The sequence below is a fragment of the Bacillus sp. LR_5 genome, assembly GCF_042709275.1.
Genome location: NZ_JAVAXX010000122.1, coordinates 1 through 18,037, shown reverse-complemented (window position 1 = coordinate 18,037; position 18,037 = coordinate 1). Strand labels below are relative to the sequence as shown.

The 18,037-nt window shown below is 41.7% G+C and carries 14 protein-coding genes; 9 read left to right on the top strand and 5 right to left on the bottom strand.

Annotated features, from left to right (window positions below; translation table 11 throughout):
• Both RAC86_RS21430 and tagD read right to left on the bottom strand, forming a co-directional pair.
• Window positions 1–811, bottom strand: an 811-nt coding sequence (locus RAC86_RS21430; protein ID WP_377886006.1) for a CDP-glycerol glycerophosphotransferase family protein, incomplete at its 3' end; no start/stop codon positions are given.
• 93 nt (window positions 812–904) lie between these two features.
• Entirely contained in the window at window positions 905–1,294 is a 390-nt protein-coding gene (gene tagD / locus RAC86_RS21425; RefSeq protein WP_072565366.1) for a glycerol-3-phosphate cytidylyltransferase, read from the bottom strand.
• Between the two features lie 507 nt (window positions 1,295–1,801).
• Between tagD and RAC86_RS21420 the strand changes: the two genes are divergently transcribed.
• From RAC86_RS21420 to RAC86_RS21395, 6 genes are all read left to right on the top strand, one after another.
• Window positions 1,802–2,575, top strand: a complete 774-nt coding sequence (locus RAC86_RS21420) for a WecB/TagA/CpsF family glycosyltransferase (RefSeq protein ID WP_072565367.1) — start codon at window positions 1,802–1,804, stop codon at window positions 2,573–2,575.
• Window positions 2,576–2,670: 95 nt separating this feature from the next.
• Window positions 2,671–3,822, top strand: a complete 1,152-nt coding sequence (locus RAC86_RS21415) for a CDP-glycerol glycerophosphotransferase family protein (protein ID WP_072565368.1) — start codon at window positions 2,671–2,673, stop codon at window positions 3,820–3,822.
• Window positions 3,823–3,910: 88 nt separating this feature from the next.
• The gene (locus RAC86_RS21410; RefSeq protein WP_072181820.1) at window positions 3,911–4,624 is read left to right on the top strand and encodes an IspD/TarI family cytidylyltransferase; all 714 of its coding nucleotides are present in this window, start codon (window positions 3,911–3,913) and stop codon (window positions 4,622–4,624) included.
• Window positions 4,621–5,646: a ribitol-5-phosphate dehydrogenase gene (locus RAC86_RS21405; RefSeq protein ID WP_003219623.1), complete on the top strand. Its 1,026-nt coding sequence runs from the start codon at window positions 4,621–4,623 to the stop codon at window positions 5,644–5,646. The genes RAC86_RS21410 and RAC86_RS21405 overlap by 4 nt, the downstream gene beginning before the upstream one ends.
• 3 nt (window positions 5,647–5,649) lie before the next feature.
• A complete protein-coding gene (locus tag RAC86_RS21400; protein WP_072565369.1) occupies window positions 5,650–6,819 on the top strand; it encodes a CDP-glycerol glycerophosphotransferase family protein in 1,170 nt (389 codons plus the stop codon).
• Between the two features lie 18 nt (window positions 6,820–6,837).
• Window positions 6,838–8,697 (top strand): CDP-glycerol glycerophosphotransferase family protein, encoded by a 1,860-nt coding sequence (locus tag RAC86_RS21395; RefSeq protein WP_072565370.1) that lies wholly within the window; start codon window positions 6,838–6,840, stop codon window positions 8,695–8,697.
• A 38-nt stretch (window positions 8,698–8,735) separates the two neighbouring features.
• Here the strand turns inward: RAC86_RS21395 and RAC86_RS21390 are convergent, their stop codons facing one another.
• On the bottom strand, window positions 8,736–11,378 hold the full coding sequence (locus tag RAC86_RS21390; RefSeq protein WP_072565371.1) for an SPOR domain-containing protein: 2,643 nt from the start codon (window positions 11,376–11,378) through the stop codon (window positions 8,736–8,738).
• 127 nt (window positions 11,379–11,505) lie between these two features.
• Window positions 11,506–12,456 carry a mannose-6-phosphate isomerase, class I gene (manA, locus tag RAC86_RS21385; protein ID WP_072565372.1) on the bottom strand — a complete coding sequence of 317 codons (951 nt, stop codon included), beginning with the start codon at window positions 12,454–12,456 and terminating at the stop codon, window positions 11,506–11,508.
• 264 nt (window positions 12,457–12,720) lie between these two features.
• Between manA and gerBA the strand changes: the two genes are divergently transcribed.
• From gerBA to RAC86_RS21370, 3 genes are read left to right on the top strand one after another with little or no spacing between them, the layout of a single operon-like run.
• Entirely contained in the window at window positions 12,721–14,172 is a 1,452-nt protein-coding gene (gene gerBA / locus RAC86_RS21380; protein WP_072565373.1) for a spore germination protein GerBA, read from the top strand.
• A gap of 5 nt (window positions 14,173–14,177) precedes the next feature.
• Complete coding sequence (gene gerBB / locus RAC86_RS21375) at window positions 14,178–15,284, top strand: spore germination protein GerBB (protein WP_072565374.1); 1,107 nt, start codon at window positions 14,178–14,180, stop codon at window positions 15,282–15,284.
• The gene (locus RAC86_RS21370) at window positions 15,281–16,405 is read left to right on the top strand and encodes a spore germination protein GerBC (protein ID WP_072565375.1); all 1,125 of its coding nucleotides are present in this window, start codon (window positions 15,281–15,283) and stop codon (window positions 16,403–16,405) included. The genes gerBB and RAC86_RS21370 overlap by 4 nt, the downstream gene beginning before the upstream one ends.
• A gap of 36 nt (window positions 16,406–16,441) precedes the next feature.
• On the opposite strand, the gene RAC86_RS21365 is transcribed toward RAC86_RS21370, so the two are convergent.
• Complete coding sequence (locus RAC86_RS21365; RefSeq protein WP_072565376.1) at window positions 16,442–17,815, bottom strand: sugar porter family MFS transporter; 1,374 nt, start codon at window positions 17,813–17,815, stop codon at window positions 16,442–16,444.
• Between the last annotated feature and the right edge of the window lie 222 nt (window positions 17,816–18,037).

The following is an 18,037-nucleotide window of genomic DNA, read 5'->3' as shown; positions in this document are numbered from 1 at the left end:
ATTTTTCTGATACTAGATAATGCATTCTTAGAAGGATAACCACAGAGTCCCCAAGTTCCCTCTTCATTTCCTCTAGATCAAATTGGAGTTTAAATTTGTACTGCCCAACTTTCTTAAATTCATTGTCCCTCCAAGTTGGCGCATATAAAATAACTTTTTTATCGCCGCTAATTCTCAACTCTTGCTTTATCTTCTTAATTAATGATTCCTTATTTGAAGAATACAAAATGTCATTTCTCGGATAACCAGTTTCTAAAATTTGTTTTTTAAATTGAAACGCACGTTTAAAAATTTCAGTCGAATAAGCATTAGGAGAAATCAAATAATCCCATTTGCTAGCTTCCTGCAGAAAATTCTGTTTATACTTTTCAGTTGTGGTTCCGGGCATGTGCACTTCGTCCATATCATTAGCTAGTTTTTTTAACGGAGTGCCATGCCACGTTTGTACATACAATGTGTTTTTGGGTTTTGGAATCCATAAAGGAAGCCGGCTGTTTGTAATCCAATATTTTGCTGTAGCCATGTACCAAATCCACTTAAGAGAAAACCTTTTAATATATGCTGCATCAACGCCATCTAATGCCGACAGATATCGTTTATCAATGCTCCATATCAGTTTAAAATCATATTGATCTTTATTTTCCTGCAGATATTCGTAGATTGCTCGTGGATTGCAGCTAAACTGTTTTCCAGAATAGCTTTCAAATAAAATTAATTTGTTGTTTCTCGGCAGAAGAGCAAAAATCTTAAAAAGAACTGAATAAGTCCTGACTAATAAACTTCTGCATTTTTTAAAAATAAAAGATTTCATCATGAACTCCTTAAAGAGTGAAAAATTTATATTTGTGCAAACAAGAAAAAAAGAAGCAACTGAATTACTTCAAGCCTCTTTTAGTTAGTGCTTCTATAAGCTAGCCATGTCTTTTTTGATTTGGGTAGTTGAAATGCCTTCTGTTCTTGGAAGGTAAATGACCTCACAATATTCCTTTAAGAAGTCAAATTTCCCTTCCCAGTCATCACCTATGACAAATGTATCTATATCGTACTTTTGAATATCTGAGATTTTTTGTTCCCAGTTTTTTTCGGGAATCACTTCATTCACAAAATCGATTGTTTCTAAAATGAATTTTCGATGTTCATAAGAATGATGCGATTTTTTTTGTTTTTGAAGATTAAATTCATCTGTAGACAATCCTACGACTAAGTAATCACCCAGATTTTTTGCTCTTTCAAGCAGCTTCATATGTCCGTAATGAAATAAATCAAATGTTCCGTACGTTATCACTTTCTTCATTAGATAACATCACCTTCCAACCGTTTTCAACTGAGAGTACCAGAAAAAAACCAAAAACCTTAACAGATTGTTTATAATTTCGACATATTTTTTACGTACCATTAATAATGAACAATAATAGCATAAGTTCCTATAAAAGTTAAGGCTCTTTAAAAATGTCAATCACCAGCATTTTTTGGTATCACCGTTGTATTGATGTATAATTTTTACAGGCCTAATATCTCATCCATACCCATTATAACAAGTTTTCTTTTTCGGAAAAATCGATTCTTTTGTCGCGTTTTTAAGTGAAACGATTTTCTTTCTGCTGCGTCATTTATTCTGTACACCCTCCTCATATTAATTCATCGTCAAAACGTGAAGGAATTGTAATGTGAATGTTAAAAGTTCCTAAAGATTTTTGTGGTAAAATAGAGTAAGATGTTTTCAGGCAAAGAGTCTTTAATCAAACTATACGAATGACACGTGTTTTTTATAGACATATAGATGAAAAGGAGGGTTGATACGATGCAAACGAAACCCATTAATCAATTAGATTTTGTAGACAGTGAACTGACTTCATTTGTATCACATTTAGAAACGTCATATTTAGATCAGAATAAAGGTGCGTTCATCGTAACAGCGAATCCTGAAATCGGATTTGAAGCAATGCAGAATCCGCGTTATGAAGCGGTTCTTTCGTCTGCTGATTTTATTTTGCCGGATGGAATTGGTGTTGTAATGGTTTCCAAAATGATTGGAAAACCTCTTCAATCCAGAATCGCCGGTTATGATTTGTTTACGTCTCTGCTTGAGAAAGCCGACCAAAAGAAAAAACGGGTTTTCTTTTACGGTGCGGCTAAGCATGTGATTGCGGAAACAATTGAGCGAGTTAAACGTGATTTTCCCGGGATTGAAATTGCCGGATACTCTGACGGCTATGTGAAAGATCAGCGTGAGGTGGCGGACAAAATTGCGGCCTCAAATCCTGATATGATATTTGTCGCATTAGGTTATCCTAATCAGGAGTTCTTTATCCATAAATACCGCCATTTATTCCCTCAGGCTGTTGCTGTAGGGCTGGGCGGAAGCTTTGATGTGTTCAGCGGCAATGTAAAAAGAGCGCCCTCATTTTTTATCCGTTTTCACCTTGAATGGATGTACAGGCTGATTACCAACCCTGCCCGCTGGAGAAGGATGCTGAGCATTCCTAAGTATGTTACAGCCGTGCTGAAACATGAACGGGCTTCAGCAAAGCCGCAATATACAGGACAGGTCAAAGATCAATCACGCCATCTGTAATCGGCCTTAAAGGAGCTATGGTATGTAATGAAATGCATGAATCATTCGCTGAGCCTGCGGACAATCTGTGAAAGCCGTTTTGAGCTGATGACAGATTGAAATCCTGGTTTGCGTTTTTTTATTATTTGTTCATCAAAGTCATTGGCGCATTCCTGTTTTGGGTCAAGCCGGGCAATCAAGTGACGCTTCTGGTTTCCTTTCCTGATAATGCCCGTGCCATATTAAAGGAATACAAGAAGGGGCACTTTTCATTTCCCATTCATGTACTGCTGACCCAGCATGCCAAGTCGCTGGAAAAAGAATTTCCTGAGCTTACTGTTTCGGTTATTAACGAAAAACACCCGCTTCATATATGTAAAGCGGTCTTTTCTATGCTGAGCAGTAAGACTGTGATTGTTGATAACTATTTTGTTTTGACAACTGTTCTGACCAGCAGGCCTGATATCGAGTGTATCCAAGTTTGGCATGCGAACGGGGCGTTTAAGCGATTTGGGTTAAAGGATATCAACACACAGAATCGTTCTCGGGCTGACGTAAGACGCTTTCGAAAAGTGTATGCTTCATTTGACAGGATTGTCGTTGGTTCTGAACATATGGCTGACATATTTAAGGAATTTTTCGATATAAAAGGTGATAAATTTCTTCGGTTTGGTGTGCCTTTAACCGATGCTTACTATGAGGAGCAGGAAAACAGCAATGACCTTAAAAGCAAATATCATCTGCCAGTGAAGAAAAAAATCATTTTGTATGCGCCGACCTTTAGGGACGACCAGTTCGAAAGTTTTTCGCTGCCGTTTTCAGAAAAACAGCTGCAGCATGATTTAAAAGGTGAATATATACTTGCAGTAAAACTGCATCCTGTTATGAAGCAATCTGCTGAATTACCTGAGGATAGTGCGTGGATAAAAGATGTGTCAGATCTCCCTCTTGCAGACCTTTTAAAAATGAGTGATCTGTTAATATCAGACTATTCTTCTGTCCCATTTGAATTTGCGCTGCTGGACAAACCCATTTTGTTTTATACGTATGATATGGAAGCTTACAACAAAACCCGCGGTTTAATTCGGCATTATACAGAGGTGATCCCCGGGGTGCCTTGCTGTGATTCAGGAATGCTCTTGGAGCAGCTGAAAGATATGGACAAGCTCCAATCCGAAGTAGAGCGCTTTTCACGTGAGTGGAATCTGTACTCTAGAGGGAATGCCAGTAAGCAGCTTTTAAGCTATGTGAATGAGAAATCAAGCTGATCTTTATATATAATAGAGGTCGGTATTGCAAATAATATGAAAACCTTTTATAAAACATTATGAGTTGTAGTAAGGAAGGAGTCATTTTATGATTTATGCTGAGATTCTAGCCGGTGGAAAAGGTTCCCGCATGGGGAACGTCAATATGCCAAAACAGTTTTTGCCGTTAAATAAACGCCCTATTATCATTCATACGGTTGAAAAGTTTTTATTAAATGACCGTTTCGATAAGATTTTAATCGTTTCACCTAAAGAGTGGATTAACCATACAAAAGACATTTTAAAGAAATTCATCGGGCAGGATGATCGCCTGGTTGTTGTTGAAGGCGGCAGTGACCGTAATGAGTCTATTATGAGCGGCATCCGCTATATTGAAAAAGAATTCGGCATTCAGGATGATGACGTGATCATCACTCATGATTCTGTACGTCCATTTCTGACTCATCGCATTATCGACGAAAACATTGATGCTGTTCTTCAATACGGTGCGGTCGATACTGTGATCTCAGCCATTGATACGATTATCGCTTCAGAAGACCAGGAATTTATTTCTGATATTCCTGTCCGCGATCACATGTATCAAGGGCAAACACCGCAAAGCTTCCGGATCAGCAAATTGGTCGAGCTTTATAATAAACTGTCCGATGAACAAAAAGCTGTCCTGACTGATGCTTGCAAGATCTGTTCGTTAGCAGGTGAAAAAGTGAAGCTGGTCCGCGGTGAAGTCTTTAATATTAAAGTAACAACACCATATGACTTAAAAGTGGCTAATGCCATTTTACAGGAGCGAATTTCACAATGATTAATCAAACGTATCGTTTAGTTTCTGCCCGACAATTTGAAGTGACGTATAAAGATAAAGTTGTCCATTCAGATAAGGTCGTCGTCCGGCCCACCCATTTATCGATCTGTGCCGCCGACCAGCGCTATTATACTGGCTCACGCGGCAAAGAAGCGATGGATAAAAAACTGCCGATGGCTCTGATTCATGAAGGAATCGGGAAAGTCATGTTTGATCCGACAGGCACATTTAAAGTCGGAACACGGGTTGTTATGGTGCCGAATACACCGGTTGAAGAGCATGAAGTCATTGCGGAGAATTACCTGCGTTCCAGCAGATTCCGTTCAAGCGGCTATGATGGATTTATGCAGGATTACATGTTCATGGCGCCGGATCGGCTCGTTGAACTTCCGGACAGCATTAATCCGCATGTCGCAGCCTTTACTGAGCTTATTACGATTGCAGTTCACGCGCTTTCCCGCTTTGAGCGTATGGCACACAAAAAGCGCGACACATTCGGTGTCTGGGGAGACGGAAATCTCGGATTTATCATGACGCTTCTCCTGAAGAAGAAATATCCGGACAGCAAAGTGTTTATCTTCGGAAAAACACCTTACAAGCTTGATCATTTTTCTTTTGTTGATGCAGCTTATCAAATTAACGACATTCCTGAGGATGTCAGACTCGATCATGCCTTTGAATGTGTAGGCGGACGCGGCAGTGAAAGCGCAATAGAGCAAATCATTGCCCATGTTCATCCTGAAGCTTGTGTAGCGCTCTTAGGCGTATCTGAATACCCTGTTGAAATTGAAACGAGAATGGTGCTTGAAAAAGGAATTACGCTGATCGGCAGCAGCCGCAGCGGACGCGAGGATTTTGCCCGTACTGTGGACTTTTTAGCTCAATACCCTGAAGTCGTTGATTATTTAGAAACATTAGTAGGCGGACGCTTCCCGGTACGCAGTATTGAGGAAATTACAAATGCGTTTGAAGCAGATTTGACTTCATCTTGGGGAAAAACTGTTATTGAATGGGAAATTTAAACAGTGAAAACATTCCTTACACGAATCGTAAAAGGAGTATTCGGCACTGCTTATAAACTATTGAGCGCTTTATTACCAGTACAGCACAACAAAGTTGTCATAGCTTCCTATCGTGAGGATCAATTAAGTGATAATTTTAAAGATGTCTATGAAAAGCTGAAGCAAGATCCGTCTCTTCGCATCACCCTGCTTTTCCGCAAGATGGATAAGGGGCTGGTCGGACGAGCTGCATATTTGCTTCATCTTTTCAGCTCGCTATATCACCTTGCCACGTGCCGTGTGCTTTTGTTGGATGATTATTACTTTCCTTTGTATGTTGTGCCAAAACGCAAGGAAACTGTCGCCATCCAGCTTTGGCATGCTTGCGGCGCCTTTAAAAAATTCGGCTACAGCATAGTGAACAAGCCGTTCGGCCCATCTTCTGATTATCTGAAGATTGTTCCCGTGCATTCTAACTATGATTATGCCATCGTCAGTGCACCCGCTGCCGTGCCGCATTTTGCCGAGGCTTTTCAAATGGAGGAAAAGCAGATTTTGCCGCTCGGCATTCCAAGGACGGATTATTTTTATCATAAGGAACATATGCGCACTGTACTGGATGAGTTTCATCGGGCTTATCCTGAACTTAAGCATAAGAAAAAGCTTTTGTATGCTCCTACTTTTCGAGGCAGCGGACATCATCAAGAGGGTGACGCTACCCCGCTTGATCTGCTACAATTAAAGTCGGCGCTACACCATAAAGATTATGTCGTGATGCTCCATCTTCATCCGTATATGCGCAAGCATGCGCACACGGAAGAGGATGATTTTGTGCTGGATTTAACCGATTCGTACTCTTTGTACGATTTGATGGCAATCTCCGATGGGCTGATAACCGATTATTCTTCAGTCATTTTCGAATACAGCCTGCTGAAACGTCCAATGTATTTTTACTGCCCGGATTTAGAAGACTACTTGAAAGAACGTGATTTCTACTATCCGTTTGAATCGTTTGTACCCGGGCCGATTTCGAAAGACGTTCCATCGCTTGTACACGATATCGAGAGTGATCACGAGGCTGATACGAAGCGGATTGAAGCTTTTTCACAGACATTTATTACCCATCAAGACGGCAAATCTTCAGAGCGGGTAGCCGATTTTATTTCATCATTTTTAACATCTGGTGCCGATTAGGAGAAAGTGAGGTACAAAGTGAAGCTGGCCAGAAAGATTAAGAACAGACTTTTCAGATCAAAAAAGAAAATGCAAAAAGAAAATACAGCTGTTTTTGTCCATCCGGCAGATAACAGGGTTTTTTCTCTTTTTGATAAAACGAAGCGAATTGAAGAAAACCAGCAAGTCCCTGTCAGAAAAATTTCTGAGTTTTCTTGGAATGGGTCAATTCTTAAAATTGCGGGTTATATGTATATCAAGGGCTTACCGCTTCAAAAAGAGGATCAGGTTCGGAAACGTTTATTATTGGTAAACAATGGTGTTTTATTCACAGCTGTTTCACTGCGGGATATTCCGGTAGATCAGCTGTCAATTGATACTTCAAATGTGCCAGGGGCCTATAAGTGGGCAGGATTTTCACAGCAAATTAACTTTTCTAAGCTGATGAATGACAAGCCTCTTCCGCAGGGCGAGTATAAGCTGTTTCTCGAAATTGAAGCTGTAGATGACCAAAATGTAAAACATCAGGAAGTGCATACAGTTGGAAACGTCAGCAATTTCCTCTCTAATGATGTGTATGCCACCAAAATGGAATTTCATTCTGCTAAAAAGCTGATGAAGTTCAATTTGATTGTTAACTATGATGAGGGCGAAAAGACCATTAACTTGTCTTGCAACAAGCTGCAGGAAATCGATCCGAGTCTTTTGGAGCTGGATACTGGAAAAGAAGCAAACCGCTTTATGCGCAAGCTGAATACGAGCTTATTCCATTTTGCTTATGATGTATTCCGCCTGCTGCCAATTAAGTCCAATAAGATCGTCTTTGCTTCTGACAGCCGGCTTGATATGACAGGAAACTTCGAATTTGTTTATGAAGAACTGCTGAAGCGCGAAGAAAACTTTGATTTCAAATTTTTCTTAAAGAGCAGCATTCGAGATAGAAAAAGCCTGTCTGAACTGATGTCTATGGCTTATCACTTTGCGACAAGCAAAATCATTTTTATTGATGATTTTTATCCGATCATTTATCCGTTGAAAATCCGTAAAAATGCTGATCTTGTCCAGCTGTGGCATGCTGTCGGCGCCTTTAAGACATTCGGCTACAGCCGAATCGGTCTGCCGGGAGGACCGTCGCCGCATTCGAAAAACCATAGAAACTACACGAAGGTTATTGTCAGCTCTGAAAATATACGGAAGCACTACGCAGAGGGCTTTGGCGTGGACATTGAGAACGTCATTGCTACGGGCGTACCGCGAACAGACTTTTTCTTTGATGAAGCGAAGAAGGCATTTGTAAAAGAACGTCTTTATACTGAATATCCGTTTCTGAAGGACAAAAAGGTCATTCTTTTTGCACCTACCTTCCGCGGAAACGGTCAGCAATCAGCTCATTATCCTTTTGAAGTGCTTGATTTTGACCGTCTGTATCGTGAGTTAAAGGATGAATATATCTTCTTATTCAAAATTCATCCATTCGTACGTAATGATGCCAATATTCCTTATCAGTACAGTGATTTCTTTTATGATTTCTCCTCGTTCAGGGAAATTAACGAGCTATTGCTAGTAACAGATGTTCTGATCACGGATTACTCTTCTGTCTGCTTTGAGTATGCTTTATTAAATAAACCGATGATCTTCTTCAGCTATGATGTAGATGATTATATTCGCAAACGTGATTTCTATTATGATTACTTTGACTTTATTCCTGGTCCGCTTGCGAAAACGTCTGATCAAATGATTTCGATCATTAAAGAAGAGAAGTATAACTTTGAGCAAATTGATTCATTTGTTCATTATTTCTTTGATGATCTTGACGGAAAAGCAAGTGAACGTGTGGTCGATCAAATTGTCTTCCCTCAGGAAGAGGAGCCGGTAGACGATAAAGTCCTTAAAAGATAAATCAAAAACACCTTTTGCAGCTGCAAAAGGTGTTTTTTTTATTGATATTCCGGAACATCAAAGTAAAGCGTATAACCGTCCAGCAATGAATACAGGCTGTACATGCGGTTTACTTGTTTGTACGCCCAGCCGATGTCTGTTGCGTATTGGTGTGTCGCTGTGGATGACCATCTCATTTTGTACAGTGTGTCCTGATTGTAGGCTGTGTTGTGTATATACGATGAGCCTATGAATTTGGCACCGCCGATAATAGCAGCTTCTGGTGTGAACCAGCCCTGCTCGTACGCGTATTTAGCGCCGTAGTAATTCGGGTTGCTGTCGTAGGCGCCAATTCCGTACATGTTATATACTTTTTTTCCGTTATAGGTTAAACCATTGGCTAAATCGGATGTTCCGTTGCCTGTTTCAAGGAGAGCGTGTGAGATTAAATACAGCTCGTTGATGCCGTATTGATTGGCAGCATCGATAAATGCCTTTGCTTTCCCTGTCAGGATGCCTTTGCCCGCAAGCACTTTCTGATTGACCTCAGTAACGCTGAGGCCGGCTGTCTGTGAGAGCTTGAGAAATTGGAAGTAGTATTTGCTGTCTCTGGAAAAGTTATTCGGATCCACGTATTGAACCACTTCATCACTGCTTGCGTTTCGCCAGCCTAAATTGATTTTGGCCCAGCCGTTTGTCTGGCTGATGATTTTCACCTTATCGCCTTTTTTAAATTGGCCGATCACGTTCGTCGGGATGACTGCCGGTGTTGACCGGATATTCAGCACATCAGCCGTAACGGTTGAAGTTGCTGTATTAATATAAGTGAGCGATACGTAAGCGCCCCCGTCTGTTTGCGGGCTTACTGTCATTTGTTTTTGGACCATATCACGAAGCGAGAGATTGTAATTTGTTTTCATGATTTGCGGGCCGTTTTTGATTTTCACGATAGATGATGTCCATCCGTATAATTGTTTTAGCTTTGTTGATGCCGCAGTAGCCGCATCATTGCCTGTGAACCGTTCGTTTAAGCTGATTTTATAAAGCGTATTGCTTTTCGTTGTGTAACTTGGGCTTAAACTTTGCGTTTTAAGATAGGTTAACCCATTGTTTAATGCTGTTTTGCTGCTGAGCTGAGCTGTAACAATTTTGTATTGTGTATATGCCGTCTCGCCTGTTTTTGCTGTGGTGCCGGCGGCTTTGTTTTGTTTAAAAAACGCTAAAACGCGGTCAATATCTTCTTGGCTGATGATTGCTCCAGTTATGATTTGATAGCTGCTCGCTGTAGTCTGACCGGTTTTCTGGCTTGTTGCTGATATGTGATTTGATTGAAAGAATGTAAGTGCCTGATTGACTTTCGCTGTATCAAGCAGAGATTCAGTTGTTATTTTAAACGTCTTAGCTATTTGTTTATTTACTGTTTTCGCAGTTGCACTCAGCTGATTTTTCTTTAATATGTTCAAGCCCTTTGTAACTTTTGCTTGATCTGATGTTTCTTCTGAGATGAGCTGATATTGGTTTTCTGCTGTTGTTCCAGTTGCTTTTTTCGTTGCCTTTACTTTTTTCTGAGAAAAGAAGGCTGCGGCTTTGTTTGCTTGCTGCTCGCCTAAAATCTGTGCCGTCGTTATTTGATAGGCTGTAGACGTGGTCGTTTTTTTGACGCTGGATGACGTGTAATGCCATTTTTTCTTTTTAAAGAAAGTGTCTATCTTTTGCAGCTGTTGTTTCGTTACCCCCTTCATATTCACTGTATATGTTGTGCTTTTGCCAACCTGTTGATAACTCCCTGATACACCGGTGTTTTTCTTGATTTGGCTGATGGCGTCCTTCACTGTATTCAGTCCTTTGAAATAAGCTGATTGGACATTGTATGACTCTGCAGTTGTTTTTTGATTGATTGACTTGTAGCTTCCTGTGATACCGGTGCTCTGTTTCAGCTGATTTAATAGATTTTTGGCATTCGCTTCACCTGAAATGGCGGCTGTAGTGAACGTATAATAGGCTTGTCCTTTCACCGTTTCTTTTAATGATGCCTGCAGCCCTGATTCCTTTTGGAATGCACTTTTGATCTGCTCTGCTTTGCTATTTCCCACAATTGTGCCTGACTGAATGGTTGTGACAGACACCGTGTGGGTGATGGGCTGATACGAGCTTTTAATCCCCGTTTGCTTAGCCAGGCTCTGAATAAGCGCCTTGACTTTTGTCTCATCAGCGATTTCTGATGTCATGACGTTCACATAGGACTGAGCTTCTCCGGAAGCTTTTACAGCACCAGCCACTCCCGTCTCCTGTTTAAGCTTGGTCAGCAAAGTGTTTGCCTGTTTTTCTCCGGAAATGGCACCTGAGGTGATGGTGACATAGGGCTGTTTGCTTCCGACAGGGCTTGTCGTACCTGTAATCGCTGTCTGTTTGGTAAGCCCGCTCAGTATTGCTTTCGCTTCTGCTTCGCTATGTATACCTGCAGCGGAAATTTGGTAGGTCGTTGTTGTGCCTGAAGCCTGATAGGAAGCATTCCAGCCAGTGTCCTTTTTCAGTTGGGCGACAGCCTGCGAGGCTTGGCTTTCTGTACTGAACGTTTTTGACGGCTCTACCTCATATATCGAGTAATCCGTATACGCTGCAGCCTGGGCAGAACCGGATATGGCAAAAAAGGCAAGGGACGCGGCGGACAGAAGCATAGGTGCGATTAATCTCTTTTTCATTCCTTCTCCTCTTTCATATTCATGAGTATATAAAACTAGTTTATTTATCGGCACGCATATGCTTCATTTATAGGTGAATCACTTCCATTTTTTAATAAAAAAAACTTAATCTCGAAGTGAGATTAAGTTAAATGTGAGACACGATAAGTGTACAGGTTCCTTTAATCGTAAAATCGGGCATTTGAGCCGGCAACATAAAGTGATCGCCTTTTTTGAGCGGACATGTTTCGTCTTCATACATCAGCAAACCGCTTCCTTCTATCACGCTGCAAAGCAGGAAGGATTCATCCTGAGATAGTTCAGCCTCGCCATTTATGTCCCATTTATATACCGAAAAATATTCCCCTTGGACAAACGTTTTAATGGTTATTCCTTTTCTTGATTCGGTCGATTCATCTATATACCCGTCCACATGGGGTACCGTTGCCGCATTGACCGCTTTGGCAAAATGAAGCTCTCTCGGACTCCCATTGTTATCAAGCCGGTCATAGTCGTACACCCGGTATGTGGCATCTGAATTTTGCTGGGTCTCTAATACAAGTGCCCCCTTGCACAATGCGTGCAGCGTTCCGCTCGGCACATAATAGAAATCACCCGGTTTAATTTTGATTCTTCGCAGCAGGCCTTCCCAATCACCGCTGTTGATCATTGTGACAAGTTCTGTTTTTGAACGGGCCGTATGCCCGTAGATAATCTCCGCGTTTTCTTTACAGTCGATAATGTACCAGCATTCCGTCTTGCCGAGTTCTCCCTCTTCGTTTTCTCCGGCATAGTAATCATCAGGGTGAACTTTAATTGACATATCTTCCTTCACGTCCAGCAGCTTTGTCAGAAGCGGAAATCGCTCCCCCTCCACGCAGCCGAATACTTCCCGATGCTCATCCCAAAGCTCAGTCAGTGTCTTTCCTTTATACGGGCCATTCGCAACTGTGCTCGGTCCATTTGGATGAGCGGAAATAGCCCAGCATTCCCCAGTTGTTTCTGAAGGAATACCGTATCCAAATCTATCTCGTAAAGCGGTGCCGCCCCAGATTTTTTCTTTAAACACAGGCGTTAGAAAAATCGGTGATTGCGTCATGATCTGTACCCCTCCCCTGTAAATAGCTGATCATTATTTTCCCGGTGCGCTCCCCTTACAAACGCCGTATAAGCTGTCTTTTTCCTATGACAACATATGTACAAAGCATTATGTATCAATGACCCCTTTTGAGAAAACGCTTCCTTTTTATTATATCACTTTCAAAAGAAGGTTTGTTTCAGCCTTTTCCTTATAAAGAATAATTCTCCTTTTTTGATACAAATTAAGAAAAACCGTCAATATGTTTTATAAAGGAGAGAAACTATGCAAATCGACTCTGATCTCCAGCGCAATATAGAAACATTGAAAAAAAAATTGGGGCAAAACGACGATATCGTATTTTATACGTTTTCTTTCGGAGACAGCAGACAGAAGGCGTGCCTGCTGTATATTGACGGTTTAACAGAAAATAATCTTCTGGCGCAATACGTCATTTCTCCTTTACAAAAAGAATCGTTAGCTCAAAAAGAAGGCTTGATTGAAGATTTATCCGCTTTTTTTTTCGGTTATCGCCACAGCGTGATCTCTACAATGAAAGATATACAGCAGCTCATTTTTTCCGGACATACCATTTTGCTGGCTGATGGTTACAGCGCGGGACTGGCATTTGACACAAAAACATTAAAGTCGCGCAGCCTTGAAGAACCTTCCTCAGAAATCGTAGAACGCGGTCCGAAGATTGGCTTTATTGAAAAACTGCGGACAAATACGGCGCTTTTACGAGAACGGTCAAGTGACCCTAATCTCGTCATAAAAGAAATGACGATAGGCAAAAGGACGAAGAAAAAGATAGCTGTCGCATATATTCAGGATATTGCCCCTGATTATGTTGTAAAAGAAGTGTTTAAACGGCTGAAATCCATCACGACAGATGATTTGCCAGAATCAGGTACACTAGAGCAGCTCATTGAGGATGAACCTTTTTCCATCTTTCCAACGATCTTAAGCACAGAACGTCCGGATCGTGTAGAAAGCTCTTTGTTAGAAGGGCGGGTTTCCATTTTAGTAGATGGCACCCCATTTGCACTCATTGTACCGGCAACGCTTGATGAATTTATCCATTCACCGGATGATTACAGCCAGCGCTGGATTACAATGTCACTTATTCGTTTGCTTCGTTATTCGAGCATCCTGATTACCATTTATTTGCCCGGCTTATATATTTCTCTCGTTTCCTTTCACACGGGCCTTCTGCCAACGAGAATGGCCATTTCAATTGCAGGCAGCAGGCTGAATGTACCTTTTCCGCCTTTTGTCGAAGCATTTATTATGATATTTACGATAGAACTGATCAGGGAAGCCGGTTTACGGCTGCCAAAGCCGATCGGACAGACGATCGGGCTCATTGGAGGCGTTGTCATCGGTCAGGCTGCCGTACAGGCTCAAATCGTCAGTGCGCTGATGGTCATTGTGGTATCCGTTACCGCATTGGCATCCTTTACCGTTCCTTCATACGCCTTTAACTTTCCGCTGCGGATTATTCGCATTGCGGGTATGATAAGTGCTGCAACGCTTGGCATGTATGGCGTCATTATGGTCTTTCTGTTTGTAATCGGGCACTTGATGCGACTGAAAAGCTTTGGCCAGGATTACATTATTCCGATTATGGCACAGCCCGGACAAGATTTGAAAGACACTGTGATTCGCGTCCCTACCCTATTTTTAAAAAGAAGGCCCACCCGAAAAGACACAAAAGATAAAATCAGACAAAGGTGATAGCTATGATGCAATCAGAGGACAAGCTTACATTTATGCAAACGTTTATTATGGTCAGCAGTACAATGATCGGTGCCGGTGTCTTAACCCTTCCCCGCTCAGCCGCTGAAACGGACAGTCCAATCGGATGGATCATGATCCTGCTGCAGGGCGTTATTTTTATTATTTTTGTACTGCTTTTTTTACCTTTTCTTCAACGAAACAGCGAGAGAACAATTTTTGAGCTCAACAGCATTGCAGCCGGAAAATTGATCGGTTTCTTTTTGAATGTATTTATATCCCTTTATTTTATCGGTATCGTATGCTTTCAAGCACGAGTTTTGGGTGAGGTTGTCGGATTCTTTCTTTTAAAAAACACTCCGATGGCAGTTGTCGTGTTTATTTTTCTGGCGGTTGCCATTTATCATGTGGCCGGGGGTGTTTATCCCATTGCGAAGGTATATGCGTATATCTTTCCTGTCACTATTATTATTTTCCTTATGCTTCTGATGTTCAGCTTTCGTTTATTTCAATTAGATTTTATCCGACCTGTATTTGAAGGCGGTTATCAAAGTTTTTTCTCCTTATTTCCCAAAACCCTTTTATATTTTTCAGGATTTGAAATTATTTTTTATCTCGTTCCCTTTATGAAAGATCCCAAGCAGGTAAAAAAAGCTGTCGCTTTAGGCATTGCAACCTCGACTGTTTTCTATAGCATTACTTTGTTTATGGTCATTGGCTGTATGAGTGTGGCTGAGGCAAAAACAGTGACATGGCCAACCATTTCACTCATTCACGCTTTAGAAATTCCAGGGATTTTTATTGAACGATTTGACCTGTTTTTGCAATTAACTTGGACAGCCCAGCAATTTGCATGTATGCTCGGTTCCTTTAAAGGAGCGCATATCGGCTTAACAGACATCTTTCACCTGAAAAATAAAAACAATCCGTGGCTGCTTACTGCATTGCTGGTTGTTACATTTTTCCTATCAATGTTTCCTGACGATCTTAACGCCGTGTTTTATTACGGTACACTTCTCGGATATGTATTTTTAGGTGTCATTGCAATACCATTTCTTATCTGGTTTTTAAGCTGGGTACAGAAAAAACTGGGGAGGGGTCAGCTGCAATGAAGACAATGATGAAGCTTGCATCAATGGTTCTGATGCTGCAGATGCTCTGTGGATGCTGGGATGTCAAAAATATTGAAAAACTGTCTTTTGCCAGAGGACTTGCCATCGATGAGACCGATGATCATCAGTATAAATTAACGTATCAAAACCTTCTTCCCCAAAGTGAAGACAGCCAAGCATCCGGAAAACCCGAATTTGTCAATGTGACATCCTACGGGAAGACCATTTTAGAAGCAGTCAGTGATGTATCCATCAAGGATCCTCCTATCTATAGCGATCATTTAAAAGTCATTCTTCTGGGAGAAAAGCTAATGAGGAATCAAAACATAGATCAGGTCTTCAATCATTTTATCCGGGATGATGAGCTGCGGCGCAGCAGCTATTTGATGGCTTCCAGAGGGAAAGCCGGAGATATTTTTACAAAAGGAAGTCCGAAGCAACAGCTGCCGATGCCTTCCGAAAAGCTGATTGATCTGACCAATAACAGCAGATATAACGGGAAGATTATGATTCCGCTTCGCATCGGCAGAGCCTCTATCTATTGCCAAAATGGCTACAGTTTTCTCATTCAAGCCGTTAAAAACCAAAAGGGAAAAGCAAAGTATGACGGGGCAGGCATTATCAAAAGCGGCAGTAATAAACTCGTTGGATTTCTTTCAGCTGATGAAATCCAGACACTGACATGGGTCATGGGAACGATCCAAGGAGGCGTCATGCCGACGACAGATAAAGGACATCCGATTACGTTTGAGATTAAAAAGTCGAAATCTAAAATCAAGCCGGCGATTGAAAACGGAAAGCCTGTCTTTCAGATTTCTGTCAAAACAAAGGGTATCCTGACAGAAGACCAAAATCCGAATGAAAACTCCTTTCATAAAAGCTATTTGCACAGGCTTGAGAACATTTTTGAGAAAAAGCTTGAACGCGAGGTAAAGAAGGTTATGGATAAACTGCAGCATGAGTATAAAAGCGATCCGATCTTTTTATCCGATTACATCCGTATTCAATATCCTGAATACTGGCATAGAGTAAAAGGACATTGGGATGAAATATTTTCTGAGGCTGATTTTACATACGATATTTCTCTCAAAATCATTAACTTCGGCACAGTAGGACAGTGAGCAATCAAAAGGATGCGCATGATCGCGCACCCTTTTTTATGTTCCGACAGTCTGCTGTTTTCCAGCCGATCCTCCCTGTCCGTTTTTGTCCCGTAAATCCTGTTCAATTTCTTCAAGGCTTTTTCCCTTCGTCTCTGTCACTTTAAAACGGACAAATAAGAACGCCATGATACCGATCGCGGCATAAATCAGGAATAAATAACTGATGCCGATCGTTTCCATTAATATTGGATAGGTAAGTGAAACAATCAGTGTCCCAACGTGCAGCATCAAGGTCGATACCCCGGTCCCGATTCCTCTGACATGGAGCGGGAACAATTCAGGAAGCATCACCCAGACAACCGGGCCCCAGCTGACCGCAAAGACAACGATAAATACGCCTAAACAAATGACAGTCGTCCATGAGGCAGCCGGGGTGTTATCGAAAAAGAGATTCACCAGCGCAAGAACGATTAAGCTGATCACCATCCCGGCATTCCCGAATAACAATAGCGGCTTTCTTCCGATCTTGTCGATGATTTTAATCGCTACTAACGTCATGAGAACATTGACTGTACCGATTCCGACCGTTCCTAAAATCGATGCGGAGTTTCCGAATCCGACGTTTGTAAAGGTCTTTGGCGCATAATAGATGATCGTATTTGTTCCGATAAATTGCTGCAGAAACGCCAGTCCCAGACCGGCAATCAGAGCGGGACGCACCCATGGATCGAACAGTTCCTTCAGGCCGCCTTCATCCTGCTTTTCCGCTTCTTTAATATCATGTATTTCCTGATCAATATCTTTTGTGCCACGCAATTTTTCGAGAACCTTTTTCGCTTTATTCTCTTCGCCATTCGTAAACAGCCAGCGCGGGCTCTCCGGCATGAACAAAATGCCAATGAGCAAAAGCAGCGACGGCACAGCAGCTAATCCAAGCATCCAGCGCCATGCTTCGGCATCGGCAAATATGTAATTGACAATGTAAGAAAGAAGGATGCCGACCGTGATCATCAGCTGATTCAGAGATGACAGCGCCCCGCGCTTATGTTTTGGCGCCAGTTCAGATAAATAGAGCGGCACGATCGTCGTCGATGTTCCGACTGCAAGTCCCAAAATGATGCGAAACAGCACCATGACTCCTGTATTCGGGGCAAATGCCACACCAAGCCCTCCTATACAAAACAGCAGTGCTGCCGCCATAATTGCTTTTTTTCTTCCGAACCGGTCAGTCAGCTTGCCGGCCGCTCCTGAGCCTAATATCGCCCCCACCAGTAAGGAGCTGACAACAAGTCCTTCCGTAAAGGCATTCAAGCCTAAGTCCTTTTTCATAAATAAAATAGCTCCGGAAATCACTCCGGTATCATAACCGTATAACGCGCCTCCAAGAGCGCCGAAAAAATAAAGCCATATATTGGACTGCTTTTTCATAAAAATGACTCCCTTTCTCCATCAGCTAGAATGACATTGTCTGTGGAGTTTTTTTAGAAATCTTTTAGCCTTTTTTTCTGGCCATTAAACCTTTTCTTTCTTGCTGATCATGAGTTTCCAATCATTTACTTGTATTTTTTTCAACGCCATCGAAACATTTTCTCTGCTGCGGCGTCCAATATAAGGTGATTCAGCACATGAAAAATATCTATTTTCAGAACC